Origin of the sequence: Pseudomethylobacillus aquaticus (assembly GCF_003730115.1) — a bacterium.
GTDB classification, from domain to species: Bacteria; Pseudomonadota; Gammaproteobacteria; order Burkholderiales; family Methylophilaceae; genus Pseudomethylobacillus; species Pseudomethylobacillus aquaticus.
The window spans coordinates 192601-209277 of the sequence record NZ_RJVP01000005.1; the positions used below are offsets into that span (position 1 = coordinate 192601).

Annotated in this window: 13 protein-coding genes; 6 read left to right on the forward strand and 7 right to left on the reverse strand. The window is 60.4% G+C overall.

Annotated features, from left to right (window positions below):
• The first annotated feature begins 48 nt into the window (after window positions 1–48).
• From dnaB to ED236_RS10240, 4 genes are all read left to right on the forward strand, one after another.
• Window positions 49–1431, forward strand: coding sequence for a replicative DNA helicase (gene dnaB, locus ED236_RS10225; protein WP_123237862.1), 1383 nt, complete (start codon window positions 49–51; stop codon window positions 1429–1431).
• A gap of 8 nt (window positions 1432–1439) precedes the next feature.
• Window positions 1440–2507 carry an alanine racemase gene (gene alr, locus ED236_RS10230; protein ID WP_123237863.1) on the forward strand — a complete coding sequence of 356 codons (1068 nt, stop codon included), beginning with the start codon at window positions 1440–1442 and terminating at the stop codon, window positions 2505–2507.
• On the forward strand, window positions 2507–3871 hold the full coding sequence (gene radA / locus ED236_RS10235; protein ID WP_123237864.1) for a DNA repair protein RadA: 1365 nt from the start codon (window positions 2507–2509) through the stop codon (window positions 3869–3871). The genes alr and radA overlap by 1 nt, the downstream gene beginning before the upstream one ends.
• Window positions 3872–3971: 100 nt before the next feature.
• Entirely contained in the window at window positions 3972–5219 is a 1248-nt protein-coding gene (locus tag ED236_RS10240; RefSeq protein WP_123237865.1) for a glycosyltransferase, read from the forward strand.
• A gap of 148 nt (window positions 5220–5367) precedes the next feature.
• On the opposite strand, the gene ED236_RS10245 is transcribed toward ED236_RS10240, so the two are convergent.
• The 6 genes from ED236_RS10245 to ED236_RS10270 form a co-directional block, all read right to left on the reverse strand.
• Window positions 5368–6831, reverse strand: coding sequence for a bifunctional 2-methylcitrate dehydratase/aconitate hydratase (locus ED236_RS10245; RefSeq protein WP_123237866.1), 1464 nt, complete (start codon window positions 6829–6831; stop codon window positions 5368–5370).
• Between the two features lie 126 nt (window positions 6832–6957).
• Window positions 6958–8133, reverse strand: a complete 1176-nt coding sequence (gene prpC, locus ED236_RS10250) for a bifunctional 2-methylcitrate synthase/citrate synthase (protein WP_123237867.1) — start codon at window positions 8131–8133, stop codon at window positions 6958–6960.
• A 37-nt stretch (window positions 8134–8170) separates the two neighbouring features.
• Window positions 8171–9061 (reverse strand): methylisocitrate lyase, encoded by an 891-nt coding sequence (prpB, locus tag ED236_RS10255; protein WP_123237868.1) that lies wholly within the window; start codon window positions 9059–9061, stop codon window positions 8171–8173.
• 9 nt (window positions 9062–9070) lie between these two features.
• On the reverse strand, window positions 9071–10057 hold the full coding sequence (locus ED236_RS10260) for an HpcH/HpaI aldolase/citrate lyase family protein (protein ID WP_123237869.1): 987 nt from the start codon (window positions 10055–10057) through the stop codon (window positions 9071–9073).
• Window positions 10058–10065: 8 nt separating this feature from the next.
• Window positions 10066–11139, reverse strand: coding sequence for a MaoC family dehydratase (locus tag ED236_RS10265; RefSeq protein ID WP_123237870.1), 1074 nt, complete (start codon window positions 11137–11139; stop codon window positions 10066–10068).
• On the reverse strand, window positions 11132–12013 hold the full coding sequence (locus tag ED236_RS10270; RefSeq protein WP_171001749.1) for an HpcH/HpaI aldolase/citrate lyase family protein: 882 nt from the start codon (window positions 12011–12013) through the stop codon (window positions 11132–11134). Before ED236_RS10270 ends, ED236_RS10265 begins: the two co-directional genes overlap by 8 nt.
• Before the next feature lie 431 nt (window positions 12014–12444).
• On the opposite strand from ED236_RS10270, the gene mqo reads away from it, so the two are divergent.
• A complete protein-coding gene (gene mqo, locus ED236_RS10275) occupies window positions 12445–13953 on the forward strand; it encodes a malate dehydrogenase (quinone) (protein WP_275669248.1) in 1509 nt (502 codons plus the stop codon).
• Between the two features lie 62 nt (window positions 13954–14015).
• Entirely contained in the window at window positions 14016–14405 is a 390-nt protein-coding gene (locus ED236_RS10280; RefSeq protein ID WP_205125676.1) for a DoxX family protein, read from the forward strand.
• A 263-nt stretch (window positions 14406–14668) separates the two neighbouring features.
• Here the strand turns inward: ED236_RS10280 and acs are convergent, their stop codons facing one another.
• Window positions 14669–16624 carry an acetate--CoA ligase gene (gene acs, locus ED236_RS10285; protein WP_123237872.1) on the reverse strand — a complete coding sequence of 652 codons (1956 nt, stop codon included), beginning with the start codon at window positions 16622–16624 and terminating at the stop codon, window positions 14669–14671.
• Window positions 16625–16677: the final 53 nt, after the last annotated feature.

Consider the following 16677-nt stretch of genomic DNA (forward strand, 5'->3'; position numbering starts at 1 on the left):
TGTACTTTTTGCCGGCCTTATCGCCAGCCAGCATTGCTATAATGCCGCATGGCTGACGATACCCTGGACCAACTAAAACTCCCGCCCCATTCGGTAGAGGCTGAACAATCCGTGCTGGGCGGCCTGCTGCTCGAGAACGAGGCGCTGGACCGCATCGCGGATATCCTGGGTTCTGCGGATTTCTACCGTCACGATCACCGCCTGATCTACACGCACATCAGCAAGCTCATCGAGCTGAACCGGCCCGCCGATATCGTCACGGTGGCCGAGTCGCTGGAGAACAGTGCCGAGCTTTCCAGTGTGGGCGGCATCGCTTATCTGGGTGCGCTGGCGCAGAACACGCCCACCGCTGCCAACATCCGCCGTTATGCCGAGATCGTGCGTGAGCGCGCGGTCATGCGCAAGCTGGTGGAAGTCGGCTCCAGCATCGCCGAGAGTGCCTACCGTCCGCAGGGGCGCGATGCGCAGCAGTTGCTGGATGAAGCCGAAGCCAAGATCTTCCAGATCGCCGAAGGTGGCAAGCGCAGTAGCGAAGGCTTTGTGGATATCAAGGTGCTGTTACCGCAGGTGGCAGACCGCATCGACTATCTGTATCAGCGCGAGAACCAGGGCGATGTCACCGGTGTGCCAACCGGTTTCACTGATCTGGATGAACGTACCTCCGGCTTCCAGCCCGGCGACCTCATCATCGTGGCGGGGCGTCCGTCCATGGGTAAAACCGCGTTCTCGCTCAACATCGCCGAGAACATCGCGCTGGATACCAAGCTGCCGGTGGCGGTGTTCTCCATGGAAATGGGCGCGACCCAGCTCGCCACCCGGATGATAGGCTCGGTGGGCCGTCTCGATCAGCATCGCATGCGTAACGGCAACCTCGAGGACGAGGATTGGGTGCGGCTGACCACCGCGCTGGGCAAGCTCAACGATGCGCCCATTTTCATCGACGAAGGTGCAGGCCTGAGCTCTTTCGACGTGCGTGCGCGTGCGCGCCGTTTGCACCGCCAGTGCGGCAAGCTGGGGCTTATCGTGGTCGATTACCTGCAGCTGATGTCGGCGCCTTCCGGCCGACAGGGCGAGAACCGCGCCACCGAGATCTCCGAGATCTCGCGCTCGCTGAAATCGCTGGCCAAGGAGCTGGATGTGCCGGTAGTGGCTTTGTCACAGCTGAATCGTAGCGTGGAGCAGCGCCCGGACAAACGCCCGGTGATGTCGGATCTGCGCGAATCCGGCGCCATCGAGCAGGATGCCGACTTGATCCTGTTCATCTACCGCGACGAAGTCTACAACGCCGATTCGCAGGACAAAGGCACGGCCGAGATCATCATCGCCAAGCAGCGTAACGGTCCGATCGGCCGCGTACGCCTGACCTTCCTGGGCGAACACACGCGCTTCGAGAATTTTGCTGGCAACTCCAATATGCATGACAGTTATTAAGGCGGACCATGCGCCCGCTCGTCTGTAGCATCCATCTCGACGCTTTGCGTCACAACCTCGCCGTTGCCCGACGTGCCGCGCCGCAGTCGCGCATCATGGCGGTGGTCAAAGCCAATGGCTATGGCCATGGCTTGCTCAATGTGGCACGCGGCCTGGCGGCTGCCGACGGGTTCGCCGTGCTTGGCCTTAACGAAGCCTTGATGTTGCGCGCCGCTGGTTACAGCCAGACGCTGTTACTGCTGGAAGGCGTGTTCATTGCCGACGAGTTGCAGCAAGCCGCCAGCCAGCACATCAGTGTGGTGGTGCACAACGAGCAGCAGCTGCAGATGCTGGAACAGGCCAGTCTGCCTGCGCCGGTGTCGGTGTTCATTAAAATGAACACCGGCATGAACCGGCTGGGGTTCACCCCGGCCCGCTATGCCGATGCAGTGGCGCGGCTGCAGGCTTGCCCCACAGTCGGCGGCATCACGCTGATGACCCACTTCGCTACCGCAGACGATGACCAGGGCGTGGAGCCGGCCTGGACGCTATTCCAGCAACACACCAGCCAGCTGACGCATGCCCGTTCGCTGGCCAATTCGGCCGCTTTGCTACGTTATCCGCATACCCATGCAGACTGGGTGCGCCCCGGCATCATGCTCTACGGCGCCAGCCCGGTCACGGGCACGCCTGCCGCCAGTTTGGACTTGCAGGCGGTGATGCAGCTGCACAGCGAGCTCATCGCCGTACAGACGCTGCAGCCCGGTGACAGTGTGGGCTATGGTCAGCGTTTCACCGCTACACGCACAACGCATATCGGCATCGTGGCTTGCGGCTATGCCGATGGTTATCCGCGCCATGCCCCGAATGGCACGCCCATCGCCGTCTCTGGCACGCTGACACGCACCGTGGGGCGTGTTTCGATGGACATGCTGTTCGCGGATATTACCGATATTCCGCAAGCCGATATCGGCAGCCCGGTCGAGCTGTGGGGCGCGCAGGTGCCGGTGGATGCCGTGGCCGAGGCCAGCGGCACGGTTGGATACGAATTATTGTGCGCGCTGGCGCCACGTGTGCACGTCAAGGTGGTGGGGTGATGGCCAAAGCCAAAACCGTGTACAGCTGTACCGAATGTGGCGCCCAGGCCCCCAAGTGGCAGGGCCAGTGCCCCGGCTGCGCAGCCTGGAACACGCTGGTGGAAACCATCGCCGAGCCGGTCTTCACCGGCCAGAACCGTTATGCCGCGCTGTCACAGACGGCGGGCCTGCAGAAGCTGGCGGAAGTGGAAGCAGCAGAAACGCCGCGTCAGCCGACTGGCATCGCCGAATTCGACCGTGTGCTGGGCGGCGGCCTGGTGCCTGGCGGCGTGGTGCTGATCGGGGGTGATCCGGGCATAGGTAAATCCACCTTGCTGCTGCAGACGCTGTGCCATATCGGCGATCGCCAGTCTGCCATCTATGTCAGCGGCGAGGAATCTGCCCAGCAGATCGCCATGCGTGCGCGTCGCCTGGGGCTGGATGCCAGCCCGATCCAGCTGCTGGCCGAGATCCAGCTGGAAAAGATCCTCGCCACGCTGCAAACGCACCAGCCGGACGTGGCGGTCATCGACTCTATCCAGACCATGTATTCCGAAGCGCTGCAATCCGCACCGGGCTCGGTGGCGCAAGTGCGTGAATGCTCGGCGCAGCTTACACGCCTCGCCAAACAGCTCGGTATCACCGTTATTCTGGTCGGTCACGTCACTAAAGAAGGTGCACTGGCCGGGCCACGCGTCCTGGAGCACATCGTTGATACCGTGCTGTATTTCGAGGGCGACCCGAATTCCAGCTTCCGTCTGGTGCGCGCGTTCAAGAACCGCTTTGGCGCCGTCAACGAGCTGGGCGTGTTCGCCATGACCGAAAAGGGCTTGCGCGAAGTCAGCAATCCGTCGGCGCTATTCCTCTCGCATCATGCAGAGCAGGTGGCCGGTTCCTGCATCACCGTGACGCAGGAGGGTACACGTCCTTTGCTGGTGGAAGTGCAGGCACTGGTCGATGAAGCGCATGCACCCAACCCCAAGCGGCTGTGCGTAGGCCTGGAGCAGAACCGCCTGGCCATGTTGCTGGCGGTGTTGCATCGCCACGCCGGTGTGGCCTGTTTCGATCAGGACGTGTTCGTCAATGCCGTGGGCGGTGTGCGTATCGGCGAGCCAGCGGTCGATCTGGCCGTGCTGCTCGCTATCGTTTCGTCCCTCAAGAACAAACCTATCCCCAACAAGCTGGTGGTGTTTGGCGAAGTCGGCCTGGCTGGTGAAGTGCGTCCGGTACAGCGCGGACAGGAGCGTTTGAAAGAAGCCGCCAAGCTGGGTTTCACGCATGCCATCGTGCCCAAGGGCAATGCGCCCAAGCAGGCCATCAGCGGCATGCAGGTCTATGCGGTTTCCAGGCTGGAACAGGCGCTGGAGCAGTTGCGTAGTCTGTAGCCTGATTTTAGCGGGGTCTGGTTTTGATAGGGGCAGAAAAGTCTGTCTGTGGCGTTGACGAGGTGCCAGTTCGTTGAGGCTGGATGGTCAGAAAGGGCACATGCGTATTTTATTCATACATCAGAATTTCCCTGGCCAGTTCAAGCATCTGGCACCCGCGCTCGCTGCGCGTGGCCACCAGGTACACGCCCTCACCATGCGCGACATCGGCACCTCGTTATGGCAGGGGGTGGCCATCTTGCGCTATCAGCCGGAGCGGGGCAGTTCGCCAGAGATCCACCCCTGGCTGGTCGATCTCGAGACCAAGCTGATCCGTGCCGAGGCGTGCAGCAAGGCGGCCTATGCCATGAAAGATCAGGGCTATGCCCCCGACCTCATCATCGCGCATCCGGGCTGGGGCGAAAGCCTGTTCCTCAAGCAGGTGTGGCCCCACGCAAAACTGATGGTGTATAGCGAGTTCTATTACCGCGCTCAGGGAAGCGATGTGAATTTCGACCCGGAATTCTCGCTGGAAGACCGCACACTCGATGCGCGCATGATGATCAAGAACATCAATAACGATCTGAATCTAACGCAGGCGGATCTGGCCATCTCGCCTACCCATTGGCAGGCCGATTCGCATCCGCCGCAATTCCGCCACAAGATCAGCGTGATCCATGACGGCATCGACACCCAAAAGATCGTGCCCAATGCGGCGGTCAGCATGTCGATACGCAGTTCTGTCCGTGACGAGATGATCCACCTCAACGCGCAAAGCGAAGTGGTGACCTTTGTGAACCGCAATCTGGAACCCTATCGCGGTTACCACGTGTTCATGCGCGCCTTGCCTGCACTGCTCAAGGCGCGTCCACAGGCGCGCGTGCTGATCGTGGGCGGGGACGAGACCGGTTACGGTGCCAAGCCTCCCGAAGGTCAGCGCTGGCGTGATATTTTCTTTAACGAGATCAGGCCGCAGCTGGACCAACAAGCGCTGTCCAGGATCCATTTTCTGGGCAAGTTGCCGTATGACGATTTCATCGCGCTGCTGCAGCTTTCATCGGTACATGTGTACCTCACCTACCCGTTCGTGCTGAGCTGGAGTCTGCTGGAGGCCATGAGCGCGGGGTGCAGCATCGTGGCAAGTGACACTGCACCGCTACGCGAAGTCCTGCGGCAAGACGACAATGGCGTACTGGTGGATTTCTTTGATAGTGCGGCGCTGGCCGCCAATGTCGCGGCTTTGCTGGCTGATCCGGCGCGGCGCCAGCATATGGGCCAGGCTGCGCGGAAATTTGCCCAGGCGCATTACGATCTGCGCACGGTATGCCTGCCGCGCCAGATCGCCTTGATCGAGAGCATACAGTGTTGAAGTGGGGCTGGCCCAGTGCATGCGACCCGCGTTAAAACCTCGATATCCGCACTGCGCAAACAATAAGGGCTGCACTATTTCCAGTTGGTTAGTTTCCAGTTGGTTAGTGCAGCCCTTTTTATGGACACGCCTGTAGCGATAAGCGAGATCAGGCCGTCACAAACAGATCCACGAACTGATGCACCGGCGTGCTCTCCAGCTGTTGCTGGTTGCTACACAAAGCCAGGATGCGGGCTTGTTGTGCCGCGTCAAAACGGCGTGCCAGATTGACCTGGAATTTCTTGACCAGCTCGGGGATGCCTTCACCACGGCGGCGGCGGTGCCCGATCGGGTATTCCACCGCGATGTTGTCCGAGCTGCTGCCATCCTTGAAGAAGATCTGCACGGCGTTGGCGATGGAGCGCTTTTCCGGGTCGTGGTAATCGCGGCTGTATTCGGCTTTTTCCACACATACCATCTTGGCGCGCAGTGCATCCACACGCGGATCGGCAGCGACAGCGTCCTCGTAGTCGGCGGCGGTCAGCGAGCCCTTGAGCAGGCCGATGGCGGTCATGTACTGGATGCAATGGTCACGGTCGGCCGGGTTGTTGAGCGGGCCGGTCTTGTCGATGATGCGGATCGCGGATTCATGTGTGGTCAGCACGATCCTGTCGATCTGCGCGATCTTGTCCAGGCTGTCGATGCGGCTGTTCACCTTGGGGTAGAGCTGCATGGCGCATTCCACCGCAGTCTGCGCGTGGAATTCGGCCGGGAAGGAGATCTTGAACAGCACATGCTCCATCACATACGACCCATACGGGCGCTGGAACGTGAATGGCTTGCCCTTGAACAGCACGTCATAGAAGCCCCAGGTCTTGGCGGTGAGCGCGGAGGGGTAGCCCATCTCGCCTTTCATGACCATCAGTGCCAGGCGCACGGCACGGCTGGTGGCATCCCCGGCCGCCCAGGATTTGCGTGAGCCGGTGTTGGGGCTGTGGCGGTAGGTGCGCAGGCTTTGCCCATCCACCCAGGCGTTGGACACCGCGTCGATGATTTGCGATTTGCTGGCGCCCAGCATGCCGGCCACGACCGCTGTGGAGGCGATCTTGACCAGCACCACATGATCCAGCCCGACGCGGTTGAAGCTGTTCTCCAGCGCCAGCACGCCCTGGATCTCGTGCGCCTTGATCATGGCAGTGAGCACGTCGCGCATGGTCAAGGGGGCTTTGCCTTCGGCGACGCGCGTGCGCGACAGCCAGTCAGCAGTGGCCAGGATGCCGCCCAGATTGTCAGAAGGATGGCCCCATTCGGCCGCCAGCCAGGTATCGTTGAAATCCAGCCAGCGTATCATCGCGCCGATATTGAACGCGCCCAGCACCGGGTCCAGTTGATAAGAGGTGCCCGGTACCTTGCTGCCGTTCGGGACGGTAGTGCCGGGCACGATGGGGCCGAGCAGCTTGGTGCAGGCCGGGTATTCCAGCGCTTCCAACCCACAGCCCAGCGTGTCCATCAGGCAATTGCGAGCGGTGTCGTAGGCCTCGGAACTGTTGATGACGTAGTCATGCACGTAGTTGGCGATATCGACCAGTACCTGATCGGGTTCCGGACGGACGTTGGAGATGTGCGCGGACATGGCGAATTCCTTGAAAATGATCTAAAAGTTGATGAGCTGAAAAATAAGCAGTTTTTAAGTTTTGGCGTAAAAAATCCCGCCTGCCAAATGGCAGTAAAGCAGGCGGGTCCCTAAAACAGAGGCTAGTTATTTAGGTTGGCGCTGGTCTCGTTGTGCGATCGGCACATAAGCACGCTCTTCCGGCCCGGTGTATTCGGCGTTGGGGCGGATGATCTTGTTGTCGATGCGCTGCTCGATCACGTGCGCCACCCAGCCGGTGGTGCGGCTGATTACGAAGATGGGTGTGAACATGCCGGTGGGAATGCCCATCATGTGGTAGCTGGAGGCGCTGTACCAATCCAGGTTGGGGAACATCTTTTTCTCGCGCCACATCACCGTCTCCAGTCGGTCCGAGATGTCGAACAGGGTCATGTCGCCGGCGTCCTGACACAGGGCACGCGAGACTTCCTTGATGGCCACGTTGCGTGGGTCGGCGATGGTGTACACCGGGTGACCGAAGCCGATGATGATCTCCTTGCTGGCGATGCGGCGCACGATGTCCGCTTCTGCTTCATCTGGCGTGGTATAGCGTTCGATGATCTCCATGGCGGCTTCGTTGGCGCCGCCATGCTTGGGGCCGCGCAGGGCCCCGATGGCACCGGTGATGCAGGAATACATATCCGACAAGGTGCCGGCCACCACGCGCGCGGTGAAGGTGGAAGCGTTGAACTCATGCTCGGCATACAGTACCAGCGAGGTGTTCATGGCGCGGATGTGCAGCCCGGACGGCTTCTTGCCATGCAGCATGTGCAGAAAGTGCGCAGCGATGGAGTCATCGTCGGTTTCCACATCGATGCGCTTGCCATGGTGGCTGTACTGGTACCAGTACACCAGGATGGAGCCGAAGCAGGCGATCAAGCGGTCGCCCAGGTCACGTGCCGCCTGGATGTTGCGGTCTGCCGCTTCCGGTTGCAGCGTGCCCAGCATGGAGCAGCCGGTGCGCATCACGTCCATGGGGTGGGCGCTGGCCGGAATCTGCTCCAGCACGGTCTTGAGAGCATCGGGCAGGCCACGCAGGGTCTTTAATCGGGCGTGGTAGGCCGTCAGTTGCTGCTGGGTAGGCAGTTCGCCATGCATCAGCAAGTAAGCCACTTCCTCGAAGGTGGCATGGTTGGCCAGCTCCAGGATGTCATAACCACGGTAGTGAAGGTCATTGCCGGTATGGCCCACGGTACAGATGGCCGTGGTACCTGCAGCCACGCCAGCCAGCGCGACGCCTTTCTTTTTCCTGGGTTCTATCCCTGCATTGGACACGGTGTTCATGTGCGTCTCCTCATTCGGTTGTCAGCTGTTGCAGTCATCAGATGTTGTCCTGTTGTGCGAACAGCTGGTCCAGCTTTTCTTCGAAAGCGTGGTAGTCCAGGTACTTGTACAGATCGGCACGTGTCTGCATCAGCTCCACCACATTCTTCTGCGTGCCGTCCCTGCGCACGTTGCGGTACACCTGTAGCGCGGCCTGGTTCATGGCGCGGAACGCTGACAGCGGGTACAGCACCATGCTCACGTCCACGCTGGCCAGCTCATCCACGGTGAACAGCGGCGTGGCGCCGAACTCGGTGATGTTGGCCAGGATGGGCACCTTCACCGCCTGGGCGAACTGCTTGTACATCTGCAGACTGGTGATGGCTTCCGGGAAGATCATGTCGGCACCGGCTTCCACACAGGCAGAGGCGCGGTCGATGGCCGATTGCAGACCTTCCACGGCCAATGCGTCGGTGCGTGCCATGATGACGAAATCCGGGTCTGTCCTGGCGTCCACGGCCGCTTTGATGCGATCCACCATCTCGGCCTGCGTGACGATGGCCTTGTTGGGTCGATGGCCGCAGCGCTTGGCTTGCACCTGGTCTTCGATATGCACCGCCGCAGCGCCCGCCTTGATCACCGCCTTGATACTGCGTGCGATGTTGAACGCGCCGCCAAAACCGGTATCGATATCGACCAGCAGCGGCGTATCGACATTGTCGGTGATGCGGCGCACGTCGATGAGCACGTCTTCCAGCGTGGAGATACCCAGGTCAGGCAGCCCCAGCGAGCCGGCGGCGACGCCACCACCGGACAGGTAGATGGCTTTGAAGCCGCTCTGCGTAGCGAGGCGCGCATGGTAGGCGTTGATGGTGCCTATGATCTGCAGCGGCTTTTCGGCCGCCAGTGCAGCCCGGAAGCGCGCACCTGCGGAATGGAGTTGGGTCATGACGGGTCCTTAACTAAAGAAAGCTGCGACTGCGTTGGCCGGGATATCAACCTTGGTCAGCCGGGCTTTTTGCAGCACTTCCCAGAAATAGCGGTAGGTGGCGCGATCGTGCAGCTCGCCTGCGTACTGGATCGGGCCCCATTCCACCGCTTGTGCGGCCAGCAGAATGTTGGCGGCGTCTTCCACCTCGCTGTAATCGGGCTTCATGGCGTCGACGATGGCCTGGATCTGGGTCGGGTAGATGCTCCACATGCGCAGGAAGCCGAATTCATTACGGGCACGGCTGGCGTCACTGAAGGTGGTCTCCACGTTCTTGAGGTCCAGCGTCACGTTGTGTGCAGGCACCACACCGTGCGCCAGTGCGGCGGCCACCACTTCGGCCTTGGCGCGCGCCAGCAGACGGTGTTCGAACTGGCCCGGACTGCGCATGGCTGCAGCCGGAATGGCGCCGTGGTGGCCACTGACGAAATCCATCAGACCAAAGTCCAGGACCTGCAGCCAGGGCAGGGCGGCGATCTCGTGCACTTGATGCAGTGCACCGTGCGTTTCCACCAGCACATGTACCGGGATCTGGCGCTTGATGCCGTGCTGGGCCGCCACCTTCTGGATGTAGGCGATCATTTCAGCGGCCTGGGCGGCACGTGTACATTTGGGGATGGTCAGGTAAGCCAGTTGTGCGCCAGCACCGCCCACCAGGATGTCGATGTCCTGCTTCCAGGCCGGGTGCGTGTGATCGTGGATGCGCGCCCCGGCCATGTGGTGCTTGTTGGCATCCGAAGTGAGCACGCGCACGATCATTTCGGCATGTTCGCGCTCCTGGCCAGCGGCTGCACCGTCTTCACAGTCACAGGTGATATCGAAGATGGGCCCCAGGCTGTCCTGCAGCTGCAGGGCTTTCAGAATGAGCTTTTCGCTGCCGGCGAAATGCTCGCAGGACGGAATCACGGGGAACGGTTGTTCACCGACGAACAGGGCATCTTGTGGATGGGTGGCCATCTGGGTTCCTATCTTCTTGGCATCAAAACGGTGTAATCGAGGTCGAGCACGACCTGCGGGTGGTAGCCGGACTTGCCGTCCTGCTCAATATGCAGGCTGTCGAACTGATCGGCAGGCAGGTTGCGCAGGCCGATCAGGCGCAGGCGCAGGGCGCCCAGGTCGTGATGGCCGGGCAGTTCCCATTTTTCCAGTACCTCGGTGACGGCGTAGAAGGTGTCGCCACCAAAGCTCGGGTTGCTGTGCGTGCCGCCATTGATGGCGGCGATGGAGATCACGTTTTCCAGGCCGTCGTAACTCAGTGCACGGCATACCGAGATCACATGGCCGCCATACATCAGGCGGCGCTTGAACGGGGAGTCCTGCATCATCAGCGCGTCGAAATGCAGACGCGCATTGTTCTGGTAAAGCTTGGTGGCCAGCGTGTGGTCAGCCTCCTCCACGGTCATGCCCGCCGGATGGGCGATGCGCTCGCCAATCACATAATCGTTCCACAGGCGAGCACTGCCGGTGACCTGTGCATCTAGTTGCGCTGCGCGCAGGAAGCGCGGCACGGCAAGATTGGCACGGATCACCACTTCGGGCAGTGTGGGGATCACGGTTTCGGGAGCAGGCGCCTGCAGATCGTGCTTGTGCACCATCACCCAGCGCACCCAGCTCAGCACCACTTCGCTATGCTGATTGCGGCTTTCCGAGCGCACATACACCACACCGGATTTGCCATTGGAGTTCTGCTTGAGGCCGATCACGGTGGAGGCGGTGCTGAGCGTGTCACCCACATACACCGGGCGCAGGAAACGCACATCCGCATAACCCAGGTTGGCGACTGCATTGACGGAGATATCCGGCACGGTCTTGGCAAAGGCGATGTGGAAGGCCAGCAGGTCGTCTACGGGCTTGCTCGGGTAGCCCAGGTCCTGCGCTACCGGCGTTGCACAATGCACAGGCTGGCGTGCGCCGGTGAGCGCGATATACAGCGCACACTCACCATCCGTGATGGTGCGCGGCGTGGCATGCTCGATATGCTGCCCCAGCCGGAAATCCTCGAAGAAATTGCCGGCCGGACGTGGCGTGGGCTTAGTCATAGCCTTCCTCCAGGGTGGTGATGGTGGCGCTCAGTTCCAGCAGTTGCTGGGCTGCAGCCACATGGTGGTGTTCGACCAGCTTGCCATCCACCACCACGGTGCCACGCCCGGCCGCATTGGCCTGGGCAAGCGCTTCGATGATGGTCTGGGCATGCTTGATCTCGGTCGGGCGCGGCGTGTAGGCGTCGTTGCTATAATCCAGTTGTGAGGGATGTACCAGCGTCTTGCCATCAAAACCGAGGTCGCGGCCCAGACGGCAGGAATATTCAAAGGTCTGCATGTCGTTGAGGTCATTGGTGATGCCATCCACCACGGCGCGGCCGTAAGCGCGTGCCGCCAGGATCACCAGCGACAGGCTGGTGACCAGCGCGATGCGCTCATGGGTCTTGCGCGCACGCAGTTGCGACATCAGGTCCGAGGTGGCGATCACCATGCAGGCGATGCGGTCCGAGGCGCTGGCGATCTCCTTGGCGTTCAGCACGGCCAGCGGGCTTTCTATCATCACCATGATGGGCGTGGTGGTGTTGCCCGCCGCATTCAGTGCATCGATGGCATTCAGCACATCTTCACGCGTTTCCACATTGGGGAACAGGATGGCATCCGCGCCTATATTGGCTACCGCCTTGATGTCGTCCTGACCCCAGGGGGAGTCGAAGTCGTTGACGCGCACCACCACTTCGCGTGGGCCATAGCCGCCTTGCTTGACGGCCTCGACCACGTTGAGGCGCGACTGCACCTTGGCTTCCACCAGGATGGGGTCGCCCAGATCGAGTATGACCGAATCCACGCGCAGCGAGCGCGCCTTGTTCAAGTAGCGCAGGTTGCAGCCCGGTACATACAGCATGGAGCGTCGTGGTCGTGCGTAGTTATTCATCCAGATGGCCTTGTATTGTCAGCGGTGTTGTATAGGCAGGCACCATGAGGTTGCCATATTCACATGCTGATAGGGTGTCTATCGTTTGGCAATACCGATCTTTATGCAAACCGATTCTATCGGCTGCTGTTCACGAGTGTCAATCAATATCTTATGTCTTATATAAGATATAAAACAATAGACCATGGAATGAGGCTATGTTATAAGCTTGAATATGCAAACCAGGCCGTAAAATCGAGGTTTGCATGATGACGGTGGAAGCGGCCGCACGCGTTGCTGGCCGCAGGCGGTGCCCGAAATAGCCTTCATTTGTGCAGTGATAAACCGGCAAATCATTTTACACAGACGATGGGCTTGCATATCATGCCGCCTGGTGTTGATTGTTAACTGCTGTTTGCGCAACGTTCTGATGGATTCATCTCATACATCGCATGTCTGAAAACTACATGACACAGACCAATGTGGACATCCTGCTGGTAGGTGGCGGCATCATGAGTGCCACGCTGGGCACCATGCTGATGCAACTGGACCCCACACTCAAGGTGCTGATGGTAGAGCGCCTGGACGCGGTTGCCCATGAAAGTACCGACGGCTGGAACAATGCCGGTACCGGCCATGCCGGCTACTGTGAGTTGAACTACACCCCGCAGGCCGCCGATGGCCGTATCCAGATCCAGCGTGCCCTCAATATCAATGCCGCATTCGAAGTTTCGCTGCAATTCTGGTCTGCGCTGGTAGAACAGGGCTGGCTGGAGTCGCCCGAGACCTTCATCAATGCCACGCCGCATGACAGTTTTGTTTGGGGGGAGGCCGATGTCGCCTTCCTGCGCCAGCGTCACGCCGTGCTCAGCCAGCACCATCTGTTCAAGGACATGCAATACAGCGAAGACCCGGACGTGATCCGGCAGTGGATGCCGCTGGTGATGCAGGGGCGCGATCCTGCACAAGCGGTGGCGGCGACGCGGATTCCGTATGGTAGCGATGTGGATTTCGGCTCATTGACGCGCCAGATGGTGGCCGCGCTGCAAACGCAAGCCGGTTTCGAGCTGCGTACCGGCCAGGTAGTGAGCAAGCTCACGCGCAACAATAGCGGTTGGCAGGTCACGCTGCAGCCGCGTGGCATCAGCAAAAGTAAAAAGACGCAGCGTGTGGTGAACAGTCGCTTCGTATTCCTGGGTGCGGGCGGCGGAGCCTTGCCCTTGCTGCAGAAATCGGCCATCCCGGAAAGCCGCGGTTATGGCGGCTTCCCGGTCAGCGGGCAGTGGCTGGTGTGCACCAACCCGGCCGTTGTGCGTCAGCATCAGGCCAAGGTGTATGGCAAAGCCGCTGTGGGCGCGCCACCCATGTCGGTGCCGCATCTGGATACGCGCATCATCAATGGCGAACCTGCTTTGCTGTTCGGCCCCTATGCGGGCTTCACCACGCGTTTCCTCAAGCAGGGCTCCATGCTGGACCTGCCAGGCTCGGTCAAGCGCAGCAATCTCAAACAGATGGTGGTAGCCGGCAAGGACAATATGGACCTGACACGCTACCTGGTCTCGGAAGTGTTCCAGCGCCAGAAGACCAGGGTGGCCACCCTGCGCCAGTTCTACCCGCAGGCCGATGCAGCAGACTGGACCCTCATGAAAGCCGGACAGCGCGTGCAGATCATCAAGCACTGCGACAACAAAGGCGGCAAGCTGGAATTTGGTACCGAACTGGTTACCTCCAATGACGGCAGCCTGGCGGCACTGCTGGGCGCATCGCCCGGCGCCTCCACGGCGGTCGACGCCATGCTGCAACTGCTGGAACGTTGCTTCGCGTCCTCCATGCCCGCCTGGCAAAGCAGGCTGGATGCCATGATCCCGGCCCGCAGCCGCGTGCTGGTCGAAGATGCTGCCGTGGCGCAGGCCGTGCGGCACAGAGTGTTAAGCTGCCTGAAACTGGACTCTGATCGCTAGATTCAAGCGGGCCAGTATTCGAAGCAGGGCTTGCTAGTTCAGAGTAATCGACAAGGCGCTACATGAAATCATTTGCCACCGGCTTTGTATTCCTATGGTTCCTGCTCGGTGGCATCGCGCACTTTGTCTTTGACGCTGCCATGATGAAGATCATGCCGCCCTATGTGCCTGCCCCTTTGGCGGTGATCCATATCAGCGGCGTGTTCGAGTTGCTGGGTGCCTTTGGCCTGCTGCTGGCCAGCACGCGCAAGCTGGCAGGGAACTGCCTGATCGCGCTCACCATGGCTGTTTCGCTGGCCAATATCCACATGTGGCAACACCCGGAGCTGTTCCCGCAATTCCCGGAGTGGCTGCTCAGCTTCCGTCTGCTGTTCCAGGTGTTGTTCATGCTGTGTATCTACTGGGTAAGCCGCCCGGATAACCAGGCCTTGCTGATCTCGATACGCCGTTGAGGTTCGGTCGTGCAGGCGGCCTGCGCTTTGTAAAAGCAAACGACGCTGCAAATAAAAAGCCGGTCGTCATGGCGAACGAACCGGCTGTGTAGGAAGGCTGGATTCTACTAGTAGCGAATCAGTCCTGACTTAAACGCTAGTGCACCTGTTTGAACTGATCCAGGATCGCCGGGTTTTAGTTTCGACATCACCTGCTGGCGCAGATGAGTCTGCACTGAAACCCGTCTCTTGACTCACAGTGGTGTTGATTATTAGCGCTGCCGTTAGTGCACCTGTTTGAATTGATCCAGGATCGCCGGGTTTTCCAATGTCGAGATATCGGCCGTGATCTCTTCGCCCTTGGCCAGGGTGCGCAGCAGGCGGCGCATGATCTTGCCAGAGCGGGTCTTGGGCAGGTTGTCGCCAAAGCGGATGTCGTCGGGCTTGGCGATGGGGCCGATCTCCTTGCCTACCCAGTCACGCAGTTGTGCGACGATCTTCTTGGCCTCTTCGCCGCTAGGACGCGTGCCCTTCAGCACCACATAGGCGACGATGGCTTCGCCCTTGATGTCGTGCGGCTTGCCGACGACAGCAGCTTCTGCCACCAGTGGGTTGCCGACCAGCGCCGATTCGATCTCCATGGTGCCCATGCGGTGGCCGGACACATTCAATACATCGTCGATGCGGCCCATGATGGTGAAGTAGCCGGTGTGCTTGTCACGGATGGCGCCATCGCCTGCCAGATAAAGCTGACCGCCCAGGTCTTCCGGGAAGTAGGATTTTTTGTAGCGCTCCGGGTCGTTCCAGATGGTGCGTATCATCGACGGCCAGGGTTTTTTGATGACCAGAAAGCCACCAGTACCCCATTCCACGTCCTTACCCGCTTCATCGACTACCGCCATCTGCAGGCCAGGGAAGGGCAGCGTACAGGAGCCGGCCACCAGCGGCGTGACAGGCAGCGGGGTGATCACGTGGCCGCCGGTCTCGGTCTGCCAGAAGGTGTCCACGATAGGGCAGCGCGAGCCGCCTACTGTTTCGTAGTACCACAGCCAGGCGGCCGGGTTGATCGGTTCGCCCACCGAGCCCAGCAGACGCAGGCTGGACAGGTCGTGCTGTTTGGGCAGGTCCGCACCCAGCTTGATCAGCGAGCGGATCGCGGTAGGCGCGGTGTAGAAGATGCTGACCTTGTGTTTTTCGATGACTTTCCAGAAGCGCGAGGCATCCGGGTAGGTGGGTACGCCTTCGAACACCACCTGGGTGCAGCCTGCCGCCAGCGGGCCATAGGCCACATAGCTGTGGCCGGTGATCCAGCCCACATCGGCGGTACACCAGAACACATCGCTGTCCTTGATATCGAAGGTCCAGCGCATGGTGTTGAGGGCATGCAGCAGATACCCGCCTGATGAATGCTGTACGCCTTTGGGTTTGCCGGTGGAGCCAGAGGTGTAAAGCAGGAACAGCGGATGTTCGGCATTGACGAATACGGGGGCACATTCGTCCGACAGTTCGGCGATCAGGTCATGCCACCAGATCTCGCGGGCCGGGTTCCAGTTGACGGCGCCGCCGGTGCGCTTGAACACCACGACTTTTTCCACGCAGGCACAGTCGGCGTCCTGCAGGGCTTCATCCACAGCGGGTTTGAGCGGCATCTCCTTGCCACCACGGAACTGGCCGTCACAAGTGATGATGACGCGCGCGCTGGCATCGTGGATGCGTTCGATCAGGCTCTTGGCTGAAAAACCACCGAACACCACGGAGTGGATCAGGCCAAGGCGGGCACAGGCTTGCATGGCGACTACGGCTTCCACCCCCATGGGCATGTAGATCACCACACGGTCGCCGGTATTCAGATTCAGGCTCTTCAGGCCATTGGCGAACTTGCACACGCGGTGATACAGCTCGCGGTAAGTCACGGCGCTGGAGCTGCCGTCATCGGCTTCGAAGATGATGGCGGTCTTGTTGCCCCTGGTCTCCAGATGGCGATCCAGGCAGTTGTAAGACACATTCAGCTCGCCATCGCCGAACCAGCGGTAGAACGGCGCATTGGATTCGTCCAGTACCTGCGTGAATGGCTTGTGCCAATCCAGCAGTTCATTGGCCAGCCCACCCCAGAAGCCCGTGTAATCCGTCTCTGCCTGTTTGCATAGCGCATGGTAGGCCTCCATGCTGGGGACGGCTGCTTTCGCCTTCACTTCGGCGCTGGGCTCGAAGATACGGTTTTCCAATGATTCGGCACTCATGTCACTTCCTCCACTATTTATCAAATCTGCGTTCTTTATTATCTAGGCTGCGT